At 40.2% G+C, this 22,228-nt stretch carries 18 protein-coding genes; 13 read left to right on the forward strand and 5 right to left on the reverse strand.

The genetic code is table 11. The features are described from left to right. From FVQ77_02770 to FVQ77_02805, 8 genes are all read left to right on the forward strand, one after another. A partial coding sequence (locus FVQ77_02770) for a T9SS type A sorting domain-containing protein (GenBank protein ID MBW8049265.1) occupies nt 1-2,445 on the forward strand: 2,445 nt, incomplete at its 5' end. Nucleotides 2,446-2,457: 12 nt separating this feature from the next. Continuing rightward, on the forward strand, nt 2,458-3,663 hold the full coding sequence (locus FVQ77_02775) for a CoA transferase (GenBank protein ID MBW8049266.1): 1,206 nt from the start codon (nt 2,458-2,460) through the stop codon (nt 3,661-3,663). Nucleotides 3,664-3,703: 40 nt separating this feature from the next. Beyond that, nucleotides 3,704-4,936, forward strand: coding sequence for an acyl-CoA dehydrogenase (locus FVQ77_02780; protein MBW8049267.1), 1,233 nt, complete (start codon nt 3,704-3,706; stop codon nt 4,934-4,936). 30 nt (nt 4,937-4,966) lie between these two features. Continuing rightward, entirely contained in the window at nt 4,967-5,446 is a 480-nt protein-coding gene (locus FVQ77_02785; protein MBW8049268.1) for a hypothetical protein, read from the forward strand. 108 nt (nt 5,447-5,554) lie between these two features. Beyond that, on the forward strand, nt 5,555-6,427 hold the full coding sequence (locus FVQ77_02790) for a bile acid:sodium symporter family protein (GenBank protein ID MBW8049269.1): 873 nt from the start codon (nt 5,555-5,557) through the stop codon (nt 6,425-6,427). Between the two features lie 325 nt (nt 6,428-6,752). Next, complete coding sequence (locus FVQ77_02795) at nt 6,753-7,901, forward strand: NAD(P)H-binding protein (GenBank protein ID MBW8049270.1); 1,149 nt, start codon at nt 6,753-6,755, stop codon at nt 7,899-7,901. Between the two features lie 208 nt (nt 7,902-8,109). Continuing rightward, nucleotides 8,110-9,528, forward strand: coding sequence for a T9SS type A sorting domain-containing protein (locus FVQ77_02800; protein MBW8049271.1), 1,419 nt, complete (start codon nt 8,110-8,112; stop codon nt 9,526-9,528). A 116-nt stretch (nt 9,529-9,644) separates the two neighbouring features. After that, a complete protein-coding gene (locus FVQ77_02805) occupies nt 9,645-11,687 on the forward strand; it encodes a bifunctional aldolase/short-chain dehydrogenase (GenBank protein ID MBW8049272.1) in 2,043 nt (680 codons plus the stop codon). Between the two features lie 62 nt (nt 11,688-11,749). Here FVQ77_02805 and FVQ77_02810 read toward each other — a convergent pair whose 3' ends face one another. The 4 genes from FVQ77_02810 to ispG all read right to left on the reverse strand — a co-directional run bounded on the left by FVQ77_02810 (nt 11,750) and on the right by ispG (nt 16,723). Beyond that, the gene (locus tag FVQ77_02810; protein ID MBW8049273.1) at nt 11,750-13,678 is read right to left on the reverse strand and encodes a tetratricopeptide repeat protein; all 1,929 of its coding nucleotides are present in this window, start codon (nt 13,676-13,678) and stop codon (nt 11,750-11,752) included. 2 nt (nt 13,679-13,680) lie between these two features. Then, a complete protein-coding gene (locus tag FVQ77_02815; GenBank protein ID MBW8049274.1) occupies nt 13,681-14,106 on the reverse strand; it encodes a hypothetical protein in 426 nt (141 codons plus the stop codon). A 64-nt stretch (nt 14,107-14,170) separates the two neighbouring features. Then, nucleotides 14,171-14,365: a hypothetical protein gene (locus tag FVQ77_02820; GenBank protein MBW8049275.1), complete on the reverse strand. Its 195-nt coding sequence runs from the start codon at nt 14,363-14,365 to the stop codon at nt 14,171-14,173. A gap of 216 nt (nt 14,366-14,581) precedes the next feature. Then, complete coding sequence (gene ispG, locus FVQ77_02825) at nt 14,582-16,723, reverse strand: (E)-4-hydroxy-3-methylbut-2-enyl-diphosphate synthase (GenBank protein ID MBW8049276.1); 2,142 nt, start codon at nt 16,721-16,723, stop codon at nt 14,582-14,584. Between the two features lie 192 nt (nt 16,724-16,915). On the opposite strand from ispG, the gene FVQ77_02830 reads away from it, so the two are divergent. After that, nucleotides 16,916-17,650, forward strand: coding sequence for a DUF3782 domain-containing protein (locus FVQ77_02830; protein ID MBW8049277.1), 735 nt, complete (start codon nt 16,916-16,918; stop codon nt 17,648-17,650). A 26-nt stretch (nt 17,651-17,676) separates the two neighbouring features. Here FVQ77_02830 and FVQ77_02835 read toward each other — a convergent pair whose 3' ends face one another. After that, complete coding sequence (locus FVQ77_02835) at nt 17,677-18,399, reverse strand: SDR family oxidoreductase (protein MBW8049278.1); 723 nt, start codon at nt 18,397-18,399, stop codon at nt 17,677-17,679. Between the two features lie 83 nt (nt 18,400-18,482). Here FVQ77_02835 and FVQ77_02840 point away from each other — a divergent pair, with 83 nt between their 5' ends. The 4 genes from FVQ77_02840 (at nt 18,483) to FVQ77_02855 (ending at nt 22,081) form a co-directional block, all read left to right on the forward strand. Next, the gene (locus tag FVQ77_02840; protein MBW8049279.1) at nt 18,483-19,211 is read left to right on the forward strand and encodes an ABC transporter permease; all 729 of its coding nucleotides are present in this window, start codon (nt 18,483-18,485) and stop codon (nt 19,209-19,211) included. Nucleotides 19,212-19,243: 32 nt separating this feature from the next. Beyond that, a complete protein-coding gene (locus tag FVQ77_02845) occupies nt 19,244-19,990 on the forward strand; it encodes an ATP-binding cassette domain-containing protein (GenBank protein ID MBW8049280.1) in 747 nt (248 codons plus the stop codon). A 201-nt stretch (nt 19,991-20,191) separates the two neighbouring features. After that, nucleotides 20,192-20,422, forward strand: coding sequence for a toxin-antitoxin system, antitoxin component, Xre family protein (locus FVQ77_02850; protein MBW8049281.1), 231 nt, complete (start codon nt 20,192-20,194; stop codon nt 20,420-20,422). A 39-nt stretch (nt 20,423-20,461) separates the two neighbouring features. Beyond that, nucleotides 20,462-22,081, forward strand: a complete 1,620-nt coding sequence (locus FVQ77_02855; protein ID MBW8049282.1) for a T9SS type A sorting domain-containing protein — start codon at nt 20,462-20,464, stop codon at nt 22,079-22,081. Nucleotides 22,082-22,228: the final 147 nt, after the last annotated feature.

Below are 22,228 nucleotides of genomic sequence, written 5' to 3' on the forward strand. Positions count from 1 at the left end.
ATAGATTCTGTAGTAGTAACGGTAAATTCTTTACCTATCGCCAACGCAGGAACTGACGCCAGTATTTGTATTGGATCTGGTACAACATTATCTGCAAGCGGGGGCGTGAGCTACAACTGGAGCCCTACAATAGGTTTGAGCAACCCTAACATCTTTGATCCGGTTGCCAGCCCGACATCAACAACCACTTATACGGTAACAGTAACGGATGCTAACAGTTGTGTAAATATAGATTCTGTTGTAGTAACAGTAAATTCTTTACCTGTCGCAAACGCAGGAACAGATGTAAGTATTTGTACCGGGGCAGGTACAACATTATCTGCTAGCGGGGGCGTGAGCTACAACTGGAGCCCTACAACAGGTTTGAGCAACCCTAACATCTTTGATCCGGTTGCCAGCCCAACATCAACCACCACTTATACGGTAACAGTAACGGATGCTAATAGTTGTGTAAATATAGATTCTGTAATAGTAACTGTAAATTCTTTACCTGCCGCCAACGCAGGAACTGACGCCAGTATTTGCATTGGATCAGGTACAACATTATCTGCAAGCGGGGGCGTGAGCTACAACTGGAGCCCTACAACAGGTTTGAGTGACCCCAATATCTTTAATCCGGTTGCCAGCCCGACATCAACCACTACTTACACGGTAACCGTAACAGATGCCAACGGTTGTGTAGATTCAGATTCAGTAGTAGTAACACTGTATCCGGTTATCATTATCAGTTCAGAAATACCGGCAGATGTTACTACTTGCGGAGGAAGTAATGGTACAATAACCATAATCGCATCAGGGGGTACCGGTACCTTAAGCTATTCCATAGACGGTGGAAGCACTTATCCAAATACAACAGGAGTTTTTACAAATTTGAGCACCGGCTTTTATGATGTAGCAGTACAGGATACTAATCTATGTACACAATTGGGCAGTACTTTAATTATCAATGAGCCGTCATCAATAAGCATCAATTCAGAGCTTCCAACAGATGTAACGGGTTGTAATAGTGATAGCAATGCAACGATCACAATAAACGCAACTGGTGGTACAGGAACATTAATTTATTCAATAGACGGAGGAGCCACCTATCCGAACAACACAGGTCTTTTTACAGGTTTAAGTGCAGGATCCTACAATATAGCGGTACAGGATTCAATTGGCTGTACGGCAATCGGAAGCACCTTAATTATCAATGAGCCGTTGATACTTAGTATCAGTTCGGAAGGAACAACAGATGTAACCGGTTGTAACGGGGATAGCACTGGAACGATCACAATAACAGCAAATGGCGGTACCGGAACATTAAATTATTCAATAGATGGAGGAGCCACCTATCCGGATAGTACAGGATCTTTTATAGGTTTAAGTGCAGGAAACTACGATATAGCAGTACAGGATTCAAACGGCTGTACAGCAATTGGAAGTACGGTAATGATCAACGAACCGGCAGCAATCAGCATTAATTCAGAGGTTCCAACAAATGTAACAACCTGCGGGGGTAGTGACGGAACAATAACAATAACGGCTTCCGGAGGAACAGGTACGCTGGAATACTCCGTAGATAACGGTATTACATTTCCAAATACTACGGGTATCTTTACCGGATTAACCGTGGGTAATTATAATGTAGTGGTTCAGGATTCAAATAGCTGTACCGTTATTGGAAGTACAGTAACGGTCAATGAGCCATCCACAGCTATAATAACTTCAGAAGTAGCAATGGATATCACCTGCAATGGCTTGACTGATGGAACGATCACAATTATGGCAACAGGAGGAACTGGTGTTTTAAATTACTCAATAGATGGGGGTACCACATTTTTAAATACCACTGGAATATTTACAGGTTTGGGAGCCGGCTCTTATAATATAGCCGTACAGGATTCCATCGGTTGTACCACTGCCGGTAGTATATTAATCATCTTTGAACCGGCAGCCACTGTTTTAACAACATTTTCACTCCCTGATACTTCAAGTGGTTCTGTAGGTATTGCCTGGGTAACAGTATCAGGAGGCACCCCACCCTATTCATATCTATGGGATGCAGCAGCAGGTTCACAAAATACTGATACTGCTACCAGCTTGTCAGCAGGCACTTATACAGTTGTTGTTGCTGACAGCAATGGCTGTATAGACAGTGCTGTTGTTACAGTTTCTGAAGTTACAGGAATTTCCAATCTTCAATTTTCAACCTTCAATTTTCAGGTTTATCCCAATCCGAACAACGGTAATTTTGAGATCATGATTGAAGGGCTAAATGAAACCGTTGAATTATCAATGACAGATATGCTGGGTAAGGTTGTATTCTTTGGTGTTTTGAATAATGAAAATGGTGTTATTAAATCAACAATTAACACCAAATATCTACCAGGGGGAATGTATTTTGTCAAAATTACTTCTTCAAACAACCGGCATGCTTTAATTAAAAAAGTAACAATCTATTGATTTTTTCTGCATATGTCAACCAAACCCCTCCATGGAGTTAGGATAGTAGACCTCACCCGGCTCCTGCCGGGCCCTATGTGCACCTTACACTTAGCCGATATGGGCGCTGATGTGATAAAAATTGAAGATACCAAAATGGGAGATTATGCCCGGTCAATCCCCCCTATGCAAAAGAAGAATTCCTCTTTTTTTTTAGCAGTCAACCGAAATAAACGCTCTGTAGCGCTCGACCTGGCAAAGGAAGAAGGCAGACAAGTGTTTCTTAAATTATCTGAAACTGCAGATGTGATCGTAGAGAGCTTTCGTCCGGGAGTGGTAAAGAAACTCGGCATTGACTACGAAACCATTAAAAAAGTTAACCCCAAAATAATTTATTGCTCTATCTCAGGCTATGGGCAAACGGGACCTTACCGGGATAAGGCAGGTCATGATCTAAACTACTGTTCCAATGCAGGTATTATTAAACCAGTTGGCAGTAGGCAGTTGGCAGTTGGCAATCGGCAAACCCCGGTACCTTCAATACCAAACTTTCAGATTGGTGACATTGTTGGTGGTTCACTAAATGCTGCAATGGGGATCCTGGCTGCCCTGATCCAGCAAAAAACAACCGGTGTAGGCCAGTATATTGATGTATCAATTTTTGACGGGGTTTTGGCGCATTCCGTCACCGCATTAGCACACTTAAAAAGCATAGAAAGACTGGGTTTTGATACCTCCGATATGCTAAATGGGGCTTTGCATTGCTATAACATTTATGAAACAAAAGATTCCCGGTATATTGCATTGGCAGCGCTGGAATTTAAATTCTGGGAACGCTTTTGTGAGGCTGTAGGGAGGGATGATCTTACTGATAGTCACATGGTTTCTGGTGACGAGGCAGAAAAAGTCTACAAAGAACTTTCTGAATTATTTAAGACCAAAACACTCGAACAATGGATGGATCATTTCAAAGATATTGATTGCTGCATATCCCCGGTGCTATCATTATCTGAAACCATAAAAAATGAACAGGTCGTGGCAAGAAATACAGTAGTTATTAAAGAACATCCTGAAGAAGGAGACGTTATCCAGTTTTCTTTGCCGTTAAAATTTAGTAGTTTTGAATTTGAAATTAAGAAACCAGCGCCTTTGCATGGAGAGCATACGGAGGAAGTTTTAGCTGATCTGGGATATTCGAAAAGAAAGATTGAAGAGTGGAAAATTAAAAATATTATTTAATTTTATTCGTAAATCGTCATTCGTAAATCGTAAATAAATTATGATCCCACGCACACTTTTCACAGAAGAACATGATCTTGTAAGAAAAAGCATTAGTGATTTTTTTCAAAAAGAGATCGTCCCTTTTCACGACCAATGGGAAACAGACGGTCATATTTCACGGGACGCCTGGCTTAAAACCGGTGAAGCGGGTTTTTTATGCACTGAGATACCTGAGGAATATGGTGGAAGCGGTTTGAATTTTCTTTACAGCACCATTCTCATAGAAGAGCTTTGCAAAACAGGCTGCACCGGACCGGGTTTTGCGGTTCATTCTGATATCGTTACTCCCTACATTCTGCATCAGGGCACTGAGGCACAAAAGAAAAAATGGCTCCCGAAAATGGCAGCCGGTGAGGTGATAAGCGCTATTGCCATGTCAGAACCAGGAGCCGGCAGTGACCTGCAGGCAATCAAAACCACGGCAATAAAACAAGGAGATGATTATATTGTAAACGGCTCTAAAACTTTTATAACCAATGGTTATATGTCAGACCTGGTGGTGGTGGTTGTCAAAACTGATCCCAAAGCCGAAGCTAAAGGGATCAGTCTGTTACTGATGGAATCCGGGATGGAGAAGCCCCCCTTAGTCCCCCCGAAGGGGGGAAACAAAAAGTCCTCCCGAGTACTCGGAAGGGATTTAGGGGGGCTTCTGATGGAAGGTTTTACAAAGGGCAAGCCCTTAAAAAAGATAGGCATGAAAGCCCAGGATACCTGTGAGCTGTTTTTTGACAATGTAAAAGTGCCCCAAACCAATCTGCTTGGCAAAGAGGGGGAAGGATTTGCTTATTTAATGCAGGAGCTGCCGCAGGAAAGATTGCTGGTAGGTATTATAGCTGTGGTAGTGGCAGAAACTGCACTTGAAAAGACCATTCAATACACAAAAGATAGAGCCGCTTTTGGAAGGCCGATTGCAAAATTTCAGAACACCCGTTTCAAATTAGCCGAAATGGCTACCGAGATCCAGATCGGAAGAACCTTTGTTGATAAATGCATCGAACTGCACCTCAAACATGAACTGGACGCTCCAACTGCTGCTATGGTAAAATATGCTATGTCTGATCTGCAGTGCAAAGTGGTAGATGAATGCCTGCAATTTCATGGTGGATATGGCTATATGTGGGAATATTGGATAGCCCGCGCCTATGCCGACAGCCGGGCGCAAAGGATTTATGCGGGGGCGAATGAGATTATGAAGGAGATTATTGCCAGGAAGATAATAGACAATAGTTAGGGGCAATTTAATAAGGGACAATGACACGTAATGAAAAAACTAATTTCACTGACAATTGGATTGGGGCTTTGTATAATGACACTTTACGGACAAGACCATAATGATCTTCACGACACAGACGACCACAGACACCACATTGGACTTGCCGGTGGACTTGCATCCGTCCTGACAGAAAATGACTTGGCTGCAGGAGTACACATACATTACACTTACCTCTTTGACATTAGAAACGTAAATCTTGGGACAGGTTTGGGCTTCGAGACAATTCTGGACGAGCATAAACATTATGCTGCTTTCATAAACCTGACTTACCTTCCGACACATGCACTATCAATCACCGTTGCGCCAGGATTTGTTTTCGTACAAAATACGACCGACTTTTCAGTACACCTTGAGACCGCTTACGGCTTTGAGTTTAACAAAATACACATAGGGCCGACATTCGAGTTTGCCTATGCAAAAGACGACATACATCTAATGCTTGGATTACACGTAGGATTTGGACTATAAAAAACAATTAATCTATTGTCTTATTGTCTACTGTCTACTGTTCAGTTTTCGATATTTTCTTATTTTTATAATTTTTTTTATTATCTTTACCCCCAACATTATCAAATTATGGAATCAAGCATTATCACAGACGTTTTTCTTCCGGCAGCCTTAGCTATCATCATGCTGGGGATGGGATTAGCCCTGGTGATGGATGATTTTAAAAGGGTAGTGTTGTATCCTAAGGCAGTTGCTCTTGGATTAACCAACCAGCTTATCCTTTTACCTTTAATAGGATTTCTTTTTGCCTGGTTATTTCCTTTAAAACCTGAATTAGCGGTGGGGATTATGATATTAGCCGCTTCACCGGGCGGTGTTACCTCGAATTTAATCAGCCATGTATCAAAGGGAGATACAGCTCTCTCCATTACTTTGACTGCCATAAGCAGCCTGTTCACAATTATTACCATTCCATTTATAATCAATTTTGCCCTGGATTATTTTATGACTGGAGGAGAGGTAATCAAATTAGATGTACCGAAAACCATCCTGACAATATTGCTGATCACTGTTGTACCGGTATCAATAGGGATGCTTATCCGCCACTTTGCACCGGGTTTTGCAGAAAAAATGAACAAACCCGTTAAGATTATGTCTGTGGTTTTTCTGGCTTTGATCATAGCTGGTCTTCTTCTAAAAGAAAAAGAAAACGTGGTTTATTATTTCAAACAAGTTGGATTGGTAGTCCTTGCCTTAAATGTTACAACCATGCTGGCAGGATTTTATACCGCAAAGTTGTTTAAATTGAATTTACCGCAGTCAATCACCATATCAATAGAATCAGGGATCCAAAACGGCACATTAGCTATATTTATCGCCCTTTCAATCCTTCACAACTCACAAATGTCTATCACACCCGCTATCTACAGCCTGATCATGTTTGTCACCGGTGGGTTTATGATGTTTTACTTCGGACTCAGAGCGCATGGCAGTAGACAATAGACAGTAGACAAAAGACAAATAGACAATAAACAAGACAATTGCAATCAAGTTATAATAGAATATTATGTTTAAATTTAAAGAATTAACCGTGTAAATATATTTCTGAAAAAACTAAAAATGATTGGTTTGAAAAAGAACACGAGATTGGTAAAATGTTAAATCATATGATAAATTATCCTGAAAAATATACACGTAAAAAAAACAATTAATCTATTGTCTTATTGTCCATTGTCTACTGTCTATTGTCTACTGTCTATTGTCTACTGTCTATTGTCTACTGCCATGCGCTATGCACTCATAATTGAACCGATTCAAAACGAAACTATTGGAAAATAACAGCAATAACCCCAGTACCTTTCTCATCTACGGCTGTAATGGATACACCGGCAAATTGATCACCGAAATGGCTGTAAAAAAAGGTTTAAAGCCCATATTAGGAGGAAGAAATAAGGATAAAGTAGCAGAATTAGCCAAACGGCATGGCCTTCATCACTTGGTATTCGATCTTGAAGATGAAGAAAAGATAGAAAATGCTTTAAACGGCAGGGCCAAAGCTGTACTGCATTGTGCCGGGCCCTTTTCCCGTACTGCTAAAAAAATGGTAAAAGCCTGCCTGAAAACGTCTGTCCATTATATAGATATAACAGGTGAGATGATCATTTTTGAAACTTTGCAAAGCTATGATGAAGTTGCCAAAGAAAAACAAATAATGATCTTACCGGGAGCAGGATTTGATGTGGTTCCTTCGGATTGCCTGGCGCTCTATCTGAAAAACAAAATGTCCACGACCGCCACACATCTCGATTTGGCGATCATGTCAAGGGGTGGCATTTCGCAAGGCACAGCGCAAACCATTATTGAAAATATTTCAAAAAAAGGCGCCATAAGATTGAATGGAGAAATATTAAAAGTTCCCCACGCTTACGCATCCCGACATGACATTTCTTTTCCTTTTAGAAATGTCATCCCGAGTACTCGGGATGACATTTCGACAAATTATACAGGCGTAACCGTACCTTTAGGAGATCTTTTTTCAGCTTACCTCAGCACAGGCATTCCAAATATTACAACTTACTTTATTGTAAAACCCGCAATGGTCAAATGGATGAAGAAGATCAATTTTTTGGGTTGGATCTTTAAAAACCCATTGATACACAATTTTGTAAAAAACAGGATCACCAAAAATCAGCCTGGCCCGACTGAAGAACAAAGAAATACAGCGCAGAGTTATGTATGGGGAGAGGTTAGGTCAGTTGACAGTAAACAGTTGGCAATTGACAATAAAGAAAAAAGTGAACCTGTAAGAGCGATATTAAAATTACCTGACGCTTACAAATTAACGGCACTCACCTCCCTAAAAATAATAGAAAAAATCTTAGCGGGAAATTTTAAAGCGGGTTATCAAACTCCGGCAACAGCTTACGGTGAAGAGCTTATTATGGAGATTGAGGGGGTGGAGAGAGTGGATATGTAGCTTGGATTGTTGATCTCAGGTTACTCGGGATGGTGAAAATTATCAAAAATAAATATACACAGTCCCGATTTTATCGGGACTTTTATGCAGTTTTTCAAAGCCTTCTGAAATTTCATTATTTTTTGCTATCTTTGTGCTATGGATATGAACGAAGCACAGAAGCCCACACGCCTGATAGCCGTTATCGGTTATTTTAAAACTAACGACAATGAAAAAACTTACGACATTAGTTCTAATTCTTGTAACAGGAATTATTACTGCAAAAGGACAATGCACTTGTAATTATTCTTATAGCGGAACAACTGACACGCTGACTTTTACTAATCTTTCAGTTGTTTCTAATGCGCATTACTATTGGAACTTTGGTGACGGTTCTGGTTCTAATTCAGTTTCTCCAATCCATGTTTTTCCGGACAACGGAGAATATTTGGTTACGCTATACGGACTTGACACAGTTTCAAATTGTGTAGACAGATATGAGAGTTGGATTACCGTTATAAAATCCGACACCATTACTTGTAATGTTTTATTTTCTGATACAATAATTGGAACATATCTTCAAACTACAAATTTATCTACAAATTGTTCAGGCGCTAATACTAATTGTCATGTTGCTGGACCTGCACAAAATTATTGTGGTTCGGTTGGGCTTGGTGGCTGGGGTTCTTCTTTATTTCTTCACGGGATGCGTGCAACTACAAATGACAGTATAAACGGATACAGAATTTTAAAGGAGTATTACAAGACACTTCCATACCAATATACTTCAGCTATTAATTATCAAAATTGCTCTGCAAACTTTGAAGTAATTATTGACTACCAAATAGATGGAGCGATTGTGACACTTACTGCTATGAATAAAAATGCAACGAGTTACAGTTTTTATTTGACAGGTTTTGGTAATCCAATTCTTCTTAGCGGACAATCTGTTTCATATTTATTTCCTTATGTTAACTATACAAAAGCCAAACCTTGGATTGTTTATCTCATTACGAACGACAATATTAACAGTTGTTCGGATACAATCACGCAACAAATTCTTGTTAAAAATCCATATTACACTTTTCCCATAAGTTGCGCTATTTACTCACAACCACAGAATCAAGCTGCAATTATAGGTTCAAATGCACAGTTTGCAATTTCAGCATCAGCTAATGCTTATTATAGGTGGCAACAAGATGCAGGATTAGGATATGTAAACTTAACAAATGCTGGGCCTTATAGTGGAGTGTATACCGACACCTTGACAATTTCTAACGTTCAATTAATTATGAACAACTACAACTATCATTGTATAGTTTATGATAGTTTAGGAGGTTGTAATAATACAAGTTCGTCTGCTGTGTTAACTATTCCACTCGGAATTTCTGAAATAGAATTGATGAATATTAAAATTTATCCTAATCCAGCAACAGATATTTTGACTTTAATATTTCCAAACAATAAATCAAACACAGAAATTGAGATTTACAATTTGCTCGGAGAAAAAGAAATTTATTCAGAAGCAACAGGACAGCAAACAAACATTGACATTGCAGATCTGACAGCAGGTATTTATTTTATTAAAGTAAAATCGGATAATAAAATAAACCGACAGAAGTTCATCAAACAACAAAACAACCGATAACAACCAATGGTAAAAGACTGTAAACTATGGGATTGACAGAGATAAAAAAAACTTAAAAAAAACAATTATTACTTACTTTTGAGAAAAATATTTTATAACCTGTATTATCTGTGTCTATGAAAAGTTTATGGAATAATAATCAGGCAAAGAAGCTTGCTGATGACCCTCTGAAACTACGGGTATACACCTCTCAACTTTTAGGACAGGAACCAGACCTGGTACTGCACGGTGGAGGCAATACCTCGGTAAAGGCAGAAGCTACTAACTTATTCGGGAAAACAGAACAGATCTTATACGTCAAAGGCAGCGGCTGGGACCTGGCAACCATTGAAGCAGCCGGATTTGCCCCAGTCAAATTAGACGTATTAAAGCAAATGGCTGCATTAGACAAATTGAGCGATACAGAGATGGTCAGCGTACAAAGATCAGCAATGACCGATCCCAGCGCTCCCAATCCCTCGGTGGAAGCCATTTTACATGCGATCATTCCTTTCAAATATGTAGATCACACGCACGCTGATGCCGTGGTCACCATCACCAATACAGAAAAAGGGGAAGAGCGGATCAGGGAGATCTACGGCAATCGTGTGCTCATTGTCCCTTACGTGATGCCGGGGTTTATTCTTGCTAAAAAAGTCTATGAAATGACACGGGATATAGACTGGAAGCAAATTGAAGGGATCATTTTAATGAATCATGGCGTCTTTACCTTTGACGACAATGCCAAAAGCAGTTATGAAAAGATGATCCGGATAGTTACAGAGGCAGAGGGTTATCTAAAATTGAAAATGGAAAATGGAAAGTGGAAAATGGGAAAAAAAGCCCATGTAATAGCCTCGTCTCAAATTTCCGGGCGAATAAATTTTTTGGAATTAGCTCGTATTCGTCAAGCCGTTTCCAAAACTAAAGGAACAGCCATGATTGCCAGGTTAGATGATGAGCCGGAATCGCTTAGCTTTGCCAATTTGCCTGATGCTGCTTCCATTGCTGTCCGCGGGCCATTAACGCCAGACCATGTGATCCGCACCAAACGCATTCCTGTAATTTTGACCACAGATTACGCAGATTACCACCGAGAAATCGGGGCAGGCACAGATTTAGAAAATGATATCAGTAGTTATTCTAAGGCATACCGCAAATATTTTGATCGTCACACTAATGGTAAACTTACTTGTTTGGATCCGGCACCCCGTTGGGCAGTTTGGCCGGGACGTGGCACCATCACGTTTGGCAGCAGTGTAAAAGAATCTGAAATTATAGCTGACATCAAAAGACATACTATTCTGGCTATCCGGAGTGGAGAAGCGCTGGAAGGCTGGAAAGCATTACCGGAGAAAGATATCTTTGATATAGAATATTGGGAACTGGAACAGGCGAAACTCCGCAAAGGTGGGTTACCTCTCCCTTTACAAGGTAAAATCGCATTGGTTACAGGTGCGGCCAGTGGAATCGGACGCGCTTGTGTAGAATCTTTACATGCGCAAGGTGCAGCCGTAGCAGCGCTCGATATTAATCCTAAAATAACAGGTCTGTTCAATCAAAAGGATATTGTGGAATTAGCTTGCGATATTACCGATCAGAAAAAAGTCAGGAAATCTGTTGAAGCAACCATTCGTCAGTTTGGCGGCCTGGATATACTGATCAGCAATGCCGGTATATTCCCTGCCAGTAAAGATATTGCAGATATGGATGCGGAAAGGTGGGATCAAAGTATTGCAATAAATTTGACGAGTCATCAACGCATGTTACAAGCTTGTATTCCTTATCTCAAACAGGGCATAACGCCTGCTGTGGTTATCATCGCTTCCAAGAATGTAGCAGCGCCCGGTCCCGGGGCTTCGGCTTATTCTGTTGCCAAAGCAGGACTAACTCAATTGGCTCGTGTCGCTGCTTTAGAGCTGGCAGCTTCCGGAATACGCGTCAATGTGATCCACCCCAATGCTGTGTTTGACACAGCAATATGGACGGAGGAGGTGTTAAAGAGCCGGGCTAAACAATATGGAATGAGTGTGGAACAATATAGAAAAGATAACCTGTTAAAAACAGAGGTAACATCAAAAGATGTTGCAGCGCTAACTTGCGCTATGGTTGGACCCATATTTGGAAAAACTACAGGCGCTCAGATTCCTGTGGATGGGGGGAATGTGAGGGTGATATGAGGATTAAGAGATGCCTAAATGTAGAGACGCCCAAATTGGGCGTCTCTACATTTAGGCATCTCTTAATTACAATACTGCTTGATCAGATCATACGCCTTTAAATAACCAAGCTTTTCAGCTTTACTCAAGTCTAAGCAAGCGCCTCTTTTATCACCTGAACCATATCTGGCCAGGCCCCTGGAGATATACGCTTCTGCAAAACCAGGCTTTAGCTCTATCGCCTTGTTACTATCTTGTATAGCTCCTTTGCTATCCCCTATAATGGCTTTGGCAAGGCTTCTTTTGATATAAGCCATAGCAAACTTAGGATTCAGCTCAATGGCTTCATTGTATTCAAGTATTGCGCCCCTGTAATCGAGCAGATCAGTTCTGGCAATTCCCCTGTTATAAGCATTTGCACTGCCTTTGTTGGTATAATACCGGGCATCATAGGGTTTTTGTAATTCTATGGCCTTATTATGATCCTGGATCGCTCCTTTATAGTCACCCAACTTATGCCTGGCGCCTCCGCGGCTCAAAAATGCCCCCGCATCATCGGGTTTCAACTTAATAACCTTGTTGTAATCTTTAATAGCATCTCTGTGATCTCCTAATCCTTCTTTCACATCACCTCTTTTAAGATAGGCATCGGCATAATCAGGATCTAATTCTATTGCTTTATTATAATCCCTTATTGCTCCTTTGAAATCTTTTAACTCGGCTTTAGTCAAGCCGCTGCTATAATAAGCTTCGGCATAATCGGGTTTTAACTTTATGGCCTTATTATAATCTTCTATAGCTCCTGCTTCATCCCCTAAATTATGCTTAGCTCCACCTCTGCTCAAATAAGCGCCCGGATCATCTGGTTTTAATACTATAACCCTATTGTTATCCTGTATTGCTCCCTGGTAATCCCCTGATTTATATTTAGCGTTTCCTCTCATAGAAAAAGCCCGGGCATCGTCAGGTTTTAGCTTTATGATCTTATTGTAATCCTTTATAGCGCCTTTGTAATCTCCTGATTTTTCTTTAACTGCACCCCTGTTTAGATAGGCCTCAGCATTATCACGGTTTAGCTCTATGGCTTTATTGTAATCCTGTATTGCCCCTTTATTATCAAGGAGTTTGGCTTTAGCAAGTCCGCTGTTATAATAAGCATCAGCATTACCGGGGTTTAACTCTATTGCTTTACTAAAATCCTGTATGGCGCCTTCATAATCTCCCAATTTATTTTTTGCAAGACCACTATTATGATAGGCTTTATCATTATCAGGATACAACTCCATGGCTTTACTGAAATCCCGGATGGCATCTTTGTAATCCCCGCTGCCATATTTTATCTCAGCGCCTACCTGCACAGCCAGGTAATTCAAAACTTTTTCCTCAAGGCTGCTGATATAGGCTTGTTTTTGGCTGAGCACAGCCAATGCGGCAACTACAGGAGTTGCAAAAACCACCTCTGCAAAATCTTTATTCTTTCGATTCGCATCATGCTTAAAGACAGGGTCATCCCAGCCATCAAGCGCCCCTGGCTGATATTTTTGCCCCGTAATTGATTCTAACCAGGTTAAGTGTGCATCCAGGTCCTTTTTAAGCTCATAACCATGCCCATTCTTTGTTTTTCCAACCATAATATTGAATACCTGCTCTTCTTGCGCTTTTTTTATAATATTTCCGTGCCGGTCAATGCCTCCGCATGCTTCAATAAGCTCTTGCTTCCATTTCTCGATTTCCAGCGCCAGGTCCATGCTTTTTTGCCGGACATTTTTTGCCTCGTTCAGCACATTCAGGTCAACTCTTTTACTGCCTCCCTTTTCAACCGCAGCCTGAATTTTGTAAAACAGCATAATATTATCATTAACCGACCCCTGATAAGCTTGTTCAAGTCCATAATTAAGATAAACAAATTTGTCAAGAATGTTTTTATGATCCCCTACTTTGTTCACACTACATCCATAAAACAAAGCCAATGAACATGTTAAAAAAAATGATATTTTCTTTATTGAATTCATAATTATTTAAAATCCAGGAGCTCCACTTCAAAGGCTAAGGTTGCATTTGGAGGTATAACATATATGTTATCTTCATAGGGATCCGGTACTCCTTTTTTACCATAACCTAATTCCGGTGGTATGATCAGGATCCCTTTTTCTCCTTTACTCATTAAGGCAAAGCCTTCATCCCAGCCTTTAATTACTTCACCGGCACCGAGCTTGAATTTAAAAGGTTTCCCTTGATCTGCAGTTGAATCAAATATGTCCCCATTTTTAAGCTTGCCTGTATAGTTTACCTTGATCTTACTGCCCTTCATTGGCTTTTCACCGTTGCCAGGCTTTATTTGGACGTATTTCAGTCCGCTTTTGGTAACTATCGTGTCTGATTGAGCATTCAGATCAAACATGAATAAAAGATAACATATAAAGAAAAAGATTTGTTTCATGACTGTATACGAATATCCGATGCTAATCCCGAGTACTCGGGATTGGCATCGGGTACATTAAACTTCACCTTAATATCATTTTTATGATAAAAAAGACCATGCCTAAAATAAAAACAACGATGGCGATCCTGTTGATACCATGCATCATCCTAATATATATGCTGGATGGGTATTTACCCGTTTTGTCTTTTTGAAAGACACGGATGAAATAAGTAAAAAGTTCCCGGAATTGAAAAATATTACGCATAATTTCAATCATATTAATCTTTCTTTACATTTGGCTTAAAAGGATAAAGCACAAATACAGTAAGAGCGATTGAAAAAAGTATTCCAATTATAATTACACCTATTATTTCAATCATTCTCTTCAATAAAATTCATACTTTTAAAAAATTGACAGTTGACCGTAGACTATTGACAATTTAGTTGGCAGCAGCTAATTTTTACCTACTGTCAATTATCAACTGTCAACTTCTTAAAAGGGTTCCACCCAATTCCCATCTTCTTTGATCAAGGTAATCAACTCATCTACAGCATTTTCAGTAGGAATGCTCCGTTTCACCACCTCTTTACCCCGGTATAAAGTAATTTTGTCTTTTCCTGAACCTACATAGCCATAATCAGCATCTGCCATTTCACCCGGCCCGTTTACAATACATCCCATAATTCCGATCTTTACGCCTTTTAAGTGATTGGTTCGTAAGCGGATCATAGCAGTTACTTCCTGAAGATCAAACAATGTTCTGCCGCAAGACGGGCATGAAATATATTCCGGCTTTGATATCCTGGTTCTGGCAGCTTGCAGGATGCCAAATGAAATTTTGTTATTTTTTTCTATTTCTAGTAGTGGAGGGGCATACTCGTCCGCTACAACCCACACCCCATCTCCCAATCCATCAATCAATAATCCGCCAATATCAGTTGCTGCATAAAGAAGTAATTGCTCATCATTCTCATCAGCATATTTTCTCAAGATTATTACAGGCGCTTTAATATCATTGTTCATGAGTTGAAAAAACGCTTCTCTTTGCTCAAGCATTGCATGTACTTCATCAGTATCCAGTACTATTACAGCAGTTCTATCAAATTTTATATTTAAAAGCAGATCAGCATCCAGGTCATCAATTTTAATTCTTATAAAATTTAATTTAGGATGCCTGCTTATCAGGTTTGTTTTCAAATACTGATCAACTATGAATAATGGATAAATATTTGTTTTATCATCAACAGAAAGCCATGTACTATAATTCAAAATTTCTTTTAACCCAGCGGGCAGCATAATGGGGATTTTCTTATTCCCTGAATATATATAATCACACCCAATATCACCCGCAAGCCACTTATCCGCCTCAAAAGAATAAGTATAGCCTGCGTTTTCCAAATCAGAATATTCAATATTTTCAACCATGCTAAAATCAGCAACAACTACAGGGACATTACCGCCTCCAATGTTCAACACTTTATTAGCGTCTCTCCTGGAATATTCAAAGGGATTGAGCAGATTGTACCTGCCTGACGTTCCGCCTTTGGCGGGATGATCAGCATAGGCAGGGATTTCCCCGAGTACCTGGGGTGGTTTGCCCCGAGTATTTGGAGTGAATTGCGCCATGTTCTTTGCCTGTCCGCCCTCCTGTCTGGCGGGCAGGCCACTTTGTTTTGGCAGGCGGACGCTATGAGCTATGCGATTTGACAGCATTTTGGCAACTGGGATTTCCTCCTCAGGCTCTTCGGTCAGAGATACCCTTATCGTGTCTCCCAAACCATCCTCTAACAATGTACCAATCCCTACTGCCGATTTTATTCTACCATCTTCCCCTTCTCCAGCTTCAGTAACGCCAAGGTGTAAAGGATATGGTTTAAACCTTTCCTCATCGAGCTTTTTTACCAAAAGCCTGTATGCCTGCACCATTACGATGGGATTGCTCGCTTTCATTGAAAGCACTATATCATGATAATCGAGATCCTCGCAAATTCTTACAAATTCTAAAGCTGATTCAACCATTCCCAATGGAGTATCTCCATACCGGCTCATGATCCTGTCAGAAAGCGAACCGTGGTTTGTTCCAATTCTCATCGCAGTTCCATGTTTCTTGCAAATTTTAACTAATGGTGAAAACCGTTCCCTGATCCTTTCCAGTTCAGCCTGGTATGAATCATCACTATATTCTATATTCTCAAACTTCTTTTTATCTGCATAATTTCCAGGGTTAACCCTCACTTTTTCAACTATTCCTGCCGCCAGTTCTGCAACGTTTGGCGTGAAATGAATATCAGCGATCAAGGGAACTTTATATCCTCTTTTATGCAGCTCTTTTTTAATATTTTCCAGGTTCTTTGCTTCATTCAGGCTGGGGGCTGTTATACGCACATATTCGCATCCTGCCTCAACCATCCTGATCGCTTGCTCCACGGTGCCAATCGTATCCATCGTGTCTGTGATCGTCATGGATTGTGCGCGAATGGGATTCTCTGCTCCTAATGGAACATCTCCTATAAATACCTCCCTTGTTTTTCTTCTGGAATAACGGATTACGGATTGTCCAGGGTACTCGGGATGGATCTCGGATTTTGGAGTTTGATTATTTTTTACTGGGGCTTCTGTTATAGTATCTAGCATATTATATTTAAAAATGAATTATATTAGAATTGCAAAGGTAACAAAAATATTTGTATTAATTAAAATTATTTTTGTGTACATTTGTAAAAAATAAACAACTATTATAAGATGCAAATTAGTGAAATAAAACAGATCATTAAACGTGAGCTTCCTGCTATAATAAAAAAGGATCTCAAAATGAGAGATTGGGTGTTGGATATTGGCAAAACCCATTTTCCTGATAAAAAAGAAACAGAAAGCAAGTTTGATAGAATTCTGAAAGAAATACAACAAGATAGAATTGAACAAAGCAAGAAATGGGAAAAACAAAACAAGAAATGGGATGAACAAGATAAGAAATGGGAAAAACAAAACAAGAAATGGGATGGACAAGATAAGAAATGGGAAAAACAAAACAAGAAATGGGATGGACAAAACAAGAAATGGGAAAAACAAGATAAAAAATGGGAAAAAAATCATGCAGAAATAAGAAAGCTTGGAGTTAGTATAGATAAAACATTACTACGGCTTGAAACAATGGATAAAAGACATGTATCTTCAATAGGCGCTTTAGGCGCCCGTTGGGGATTAAATACAGAGGCTACTTTCCGTAACGCAATAAAGGGGATACTTGAACCTCATTTCAATTTCGAAGTAACAAATATTCAGGATTACGATGAAGAAGGTGGTGTATTTGGCCATCCTGAACAAATTGAATTGGATATTGCTATTTTTAACAAAACCACCTATTTAATTGAGATAAAATCCTCAATGAGTAGAGCTGACATGTATATTTTTAATAAGAAGGCATCGTTTTATATAAAAAAACATAAAACAAAAAACACTAAGCTGATAGTCATTTCGCCAATGATTGATGATAAAGCAAAAAAAATGGCAAAAAAACTTAATATTACTGCGTACAGTCATTATTCTGATGTAGAATTATAATATCGTAAATCTAAAATCGTCATTCGTCAATCAACAATATCCCCCCTCTGCGGCCTCATCAATATTTCTTCCACTACCGTATTTTTTGACAATGAATAAGCATTAAAAACCGCCTCTGCCACATCTTCAGCTTTCATCAATCTGTCAGACGAAACACTTTCCTCATCCCAGCTTGAAGTAAGCGTAGCGCCAGGCAACACTGCAGTGATCCTGATATTATATTCCTTCATTTCTTCCCTCAGCACTTTCGTCATTCCATATAAAGCATATTTTGAAATACAGTATGCACCGCCATCAACATAAGGGGTGATGCTTGCCGTTGAGCAAATATTGAAAATATGACCGGATTTTCTTTTTATCATATCCCCTATCAATCCTCTTGTTAAATGATAGGCGCTGTACAAATTGGTGGAGATCATTTTTTCCAAAATACCTTCAACTTCATTATGCACCTGGCCTGGTTCATAAATACCTACATTATTTACCAGGATATTTACCTGCCTTTTTAATTTTCTAATAAATTGAAGAAAACTGTTTACATCTTCTTTTTTAGACAAATCTGCACAAGCAGGCCAAAAGTTAACATCAGGATTTTTTGTAAAAAATTCCCGCCTAAGTTTTTCCAAATCCTTTTCTTTCCTTGAGCAGGTAACAATATCAAAGCTATTTTGAGCAAATTTTTCAACAATTGCCCTGCCTATGCCTTTAGTGCCACCTGTAATCACTATCAATTTATTTGAGTTTTCCATTTTAGTATTCTTAAAATTTTCGGTAATATATTATTTGTATATCAAAATAAATGGTTTTGATTTGTATTTTTGCAACTTACAACATGAAACGTCTCGGCAAATACTTCATATTCATCAGCAGCTTATTCACCAACAGGGAGCCGTTTAGGGTCTATATCAAGCTAACAATGGAAGAATGTATTCTAATTGGCATAGACTCCCTGGTAATTACTATGATCGTTGCTACCTTTATCGGGGCTGTAACTGCTGTTCAAACCGCATACAATTTAGTAAGTCCGCTTATTCCTTTGTATATAATTGGAACTATCGTCAGGGACATGACGCTGCTGGAGTTAGCCCCCACTATAACAGCAATAGTTTTATCCGGCAAGGTAGGCTCCAATATTGCAGGTACTCTCGGGACAATGCGTATAACCGAACAAATTGATGCACTGGAAATAATGGGCATTAATTCTGCCTCTTACCTGGTGCTACCCAAGATCATCGCTGCCTTGATCGTATTTCCTCTCCTGGTAATTGTAGCCATGTTCCTGGGAATGCTTGGTGGATATTTAGCTGGCGTTCTTACAGGAGTATTAACCGAAAATGAGTATATCTACGGCATACGCTACGAGTTCGTGCCCTTTAATATTACCTTTGCAATCATCAAATCATTGGTTTTTGCATTTTTAATATCGTCTATCTCTTCATTTCAGGGTTATTTTACAAGAGGCGGGGCTTTAGAAGTAGGTAAATCAAGCACCAATGCCGTGACGACTAGTTGTATTGCTGTGTTGCTGGCAGATTATTTGTTAGCGCAACTGCTACTTTAGAACATAATTTCATAAATAGATTAAAAAAGAAGATGCTTGAAATTAATAATGTATCCAAATCTTTTAATGGCGTACAGGTACTAAAAGATATCAGCGGGAAGTTTGAGCAGGGGAAGATAAACCTGATCATTGGCGCCAGCGGTACGGGTAAAACTGTTCTACTTAAATGTGTAGTAGGACTTGAAAAACCTGATGAAGGTAGTATTTTGTATGATGGAAGAGATTTTACAGGCGGTTCACGCGAATTAATAAAAGAAATAAGAAGAGATATCGGTATGCTTTTCCAGGGTTCTGCTCTGTTCGATTCAAAAAATGTTGAACAGAATGTGATGTTCCCGCTCGATACACTTACCAATACAGCCAAAGAAGAAAAGCTTGAAAGAGTAAACTTCTGCCTTACCAGGGTGGGCCTGGAAAATGTAAATAAGCTTATGCCTGCAGAGCTCAGTGGCGGTATGAAAAAAAGAGTGGGAATTGCCCGGGCTATTGCAATGAACTCAAAATACCTGTTCTGTGATGAACCAAACTCGGGCCTCGACCCCCAGACTGCCTTAAAAATTGATAACCTGATCAAGGAGATCACCGAAGAATTTAATATCACAACCATCGTAGTAACCCACGACATGAACTCTGTGCTGGAGATAGGAGAATACGTAATGTTCATGTACGAAGGCGAAAAGCTCTGGGAAGGACACAATAAGGATATAATGAAGGTGGATGTGAAAGAGTTAAGGGAGTTTCTTTTTGCGAATAAGTTGGTTAGGGAGCTTAAAACTTAAGGTTTAGGGCTCTTGGCTTCATACCCAAAATTCAGTACATTCAAAGTGTTTGTGCTTAAAATAAAAAAGTTGGTCCCGAGTACTCGGGAGCAGTTGGCAAAGCGTGTACTTGCCAACTGCCAACTTAATACGACATTTTATTTTAAATGACAATTCAAATAAAAACACTTATCTTTGACACACCAATAAAACTCAAACATCATGGAAGCAATCATCAGAACAAACGACAAAAGCATTTTTAATCCTCTTGTACGATTTTTAAAATCCTTGCATATTGAGGTTGAAACCAAAACCATTAAAAAAAAACCAAAAACAACATTGGCGGATTTAACCGCAGTGTCTTTGAAGGAAATTTCCAGTTTATCCGAAGAGAAATTTTCCACTATATGGGATAACGAACCAGACGCAGTATATGACCGCTTCCTTAAGTAAATATGATATAGTGGTTGTAATTCAATAAATCTTTTTGCCATGAAAAAACTAATTCTAACTACTTGCATCCTTGCAGCTTGTGCAACAAGCTATGCCCAATCCCCCACCATCTCCTCCTTCACCCCTTCAACCGGTGCAGTTGGCACATTGGTAACAATTACCGGTACTAATCTAAGCAGCCCCACCGCTTTGACCATTGGTGGCGATACTGCAATTGTAGTATCTTCTACCGCAGACACGTTAGTTGGCCTGGTAATGCCCGGCTCTGTTACCGGCACTGTATCTGTTACCACAGCAGGAGGCACAGCAATAAGTGTTACTAATTTTACCGTTACACCAACACCTTACCCAAGTATCCAGCAGGGAAGTAAATTGGTCGGCACAGGGGCTGTGGGCGCTACCGTTCAACAAGGTCGCTCTGTTTCCATTTCATCCGATGGGAATACGGCTATCGTGGGAGGATGGCTTGATAATTCCAATGCAGGAGCCGCATGGGTTTATACCCGCTCCGGCGGTGTGTGGACACAGCAGGGAAGTAAATTAGTCGGCACGGGGGCTGTGGGCGCTGCACAACAAGGCACCTCTGTTTCCATTTCATCCGATGGGAATACGGCTATCGTGGGAGGATATGGGGATAATTCCGCTATAGGAGCAGCATGGGTTTATACCCGCTCCGGCGGAGTGTGGACACAGCAAGGAAGTAAATTGACCGGCACAGGGGCTGTGGGTGCAGCATGGCAAGGCGTCTCTGTTTCCATTTCATCTGATGGGAATACGGCAATCGTGGGTGGATATTTAGATAATTCCAATGCAGGAGCAGCATGGGTTTATACCCGCACCGGCGGAGTATGGACACAGCAGGGAAGTAAATTGGTCGGCACGGGGGCTGTGGGCGCTGCATATCAAGGTCGCTCTGTTTCCATTTCATCCGATGGGAATACGGCTATCGTGGGTGGAGTTAGTGATAATGTCAGTGCAGGAGCAGCATGGGTATTTACCCGCTCCGGCGGAGTGTGGACGCAGCAGGGAAGTAAATTGGTTGGCACAGGGGCTGTGGGCACTGCACGTCAAGGTCAATCTGTTTCCATTTCATCCGATGGGAATACGGCTATCGTGGGAGGAGATTTTGATAATAGCGATGCAGGAGCAGCCTGGGTTTATAGCGTCTGCATTGTTACAAACACTCCAAATATCGCGCAAAGTGGCAACACGCTCACATGCTTACCTGCCGCAGCCGATTATCAGTGGTACCTGGATAGTGTATTGATCAGTGGCGACACGAATCAAACATACATCATCACCCAAAGTGGGAATTACACAGTAGCAGTCACAGATATCAACGGATGCAAAGCAACATCAAATACTTTCAATGCAATTTTTACAGGAATTTCAGACCAATCAGGCAATTCAATAAGCATCAGTATTTATCCTAACCCCACTTCTAATGAGTTCACCATAGATATCGGCTTGTCAAAAACAGAGCGTGTGCAATTAAAGGTAACTGACATACTGGGGCAGCTTATTGCACATACTGACTTCGGCAAAACCTCCGGCATCATCAGCAAACAAATAGATTTGCCGGGCAGCAAGGAAGGCGTGTATTACATACAGGTTATCACCGATGGTGGAACTTTTGTGCAAAAGGTAGTGGTGGAGTAGTTGTGGGAAGAACCACCCTTAACATACCTCTTGCGTATGTGGTAGAGCGTATGTGGTAGAGACGCCCAATTTGGTCGTCCCTACCACTTTTAAAATATATAAATTATGTTAATGTAATATTTATTTATAATTATTATATTTGAATTT

The organism is Cytophagales bacterium, from assembly GCA_019456305.1.
GTDB lineage: Bacteria > Bacteroidota > Bacteroidia > Cytophagales > VRUD01 > VRUD01.

Excerpts from the sequence above, each read along its gene's own strand:
- FVQ77_02845 (MBW8049280.1), top strand. The coding sequence starts at position 19,244 with ATGCTTGAAATTAATAATGTATCCAAATCTTTTAATGGCGTACAGGTA.
- FVQ77_02785 (MBW8049268.1), top strand. The coding sequence starts at position 4,967 with ATGAAAAAACTAATTTCACTGACAATTGGATTGGGGCTTTGTATAATG.
- FVQ77_02805 (MBW8049272.1), top strand. The coding sequence starts at position 9,645 with ATGAAAAGTTTATGGAATAATAATCAGGCAAAGAAGCTTGCTGATGAC.
- FVQ77_02835 (MBW8049278.1), bottom strand. The coding sequence starts at position 18,399 with ATGGAAAACTCAAATAAATTGATAGTGATTACAGGTGGCACTAAAGGC.
- ispG (MBW8049276.1), bottom strand. The coding sequence starts at position 16,723 with ATGCTAGATACTATAACAGAAGCCCCAGTAAAAAATAATCAAACTCCA.
- FVQ77_02815 (MBW8049274.1), bottom strand. The coding sequence starts at position 14,106 with ATGAAACAAATCTTTTTCTTTATATGTTATCTTTTATTCATGTTTGAT.
- FVQ77_02780 (MBW8049267.1), top strand. The coding sequence starts at position 3,704 with ATGATCCCACGCACACTTTTCACAGAAGAACATGATCTTGTAAGAAAA.
- FVQ77_02840 (MBW8049279.1), top strand. The coding sequence starts at position 18,483 with ATGAAACGTCTCGGCAAATACTTCATATTCATCAGCAGCTTATTCACC.
- FVQ77_02850 (MBW8049281.1), top strand. The coding sequence starts at position 20,192 with ATGGAAGCAATCATCAGAACAAACGACAAAAGCATTTTTAATCCTCTT.
- FVQ77_02855 (MBW8049282.1), top strand. The coding sequence starts at position 20,462 with ATGAAAAAACTAATTCTAACTACTTGCATCCTTGCAGCTTGTGCAACA.
- FVQ77_02810 (MBW8049273.1), bottom strand. The coding sequence starts at position 13,678 with ATGAATTCAATAAAGAAAATATCATTTTTTTTAACATGTTCATTGGCT.
- FVQ77_02790 (MBW8049269.1), top strand. The coding sequence starts at position 5,555 with ATGGAATCAAGCATTATCACAGACGTTTTTCTTCCGGCAGCCTTAGCT.
- FVQ77_02820 (MBW8049275.1), bottom strand. The coding sequence starts at position 14,365 with ATGATTGAAATTATGCGTAATATTTTTCAATTCCGGGAACTTTTTACT.
- FVQ77_02775 (MBW8049266.1), top strand. The coding sequence starts at position 2,458 with ATGTCAACCAAACCCCTCCATGGAGTTAGGATAGTAGACCTCACCCGG.
- FVQ77_02800 (MBW8049271.1), top strand. The coding sequence starts at position 8,110 with ATGAAAAAACTTACGACATTAGTTCTAATTCTTGTAACAGGAATTATT.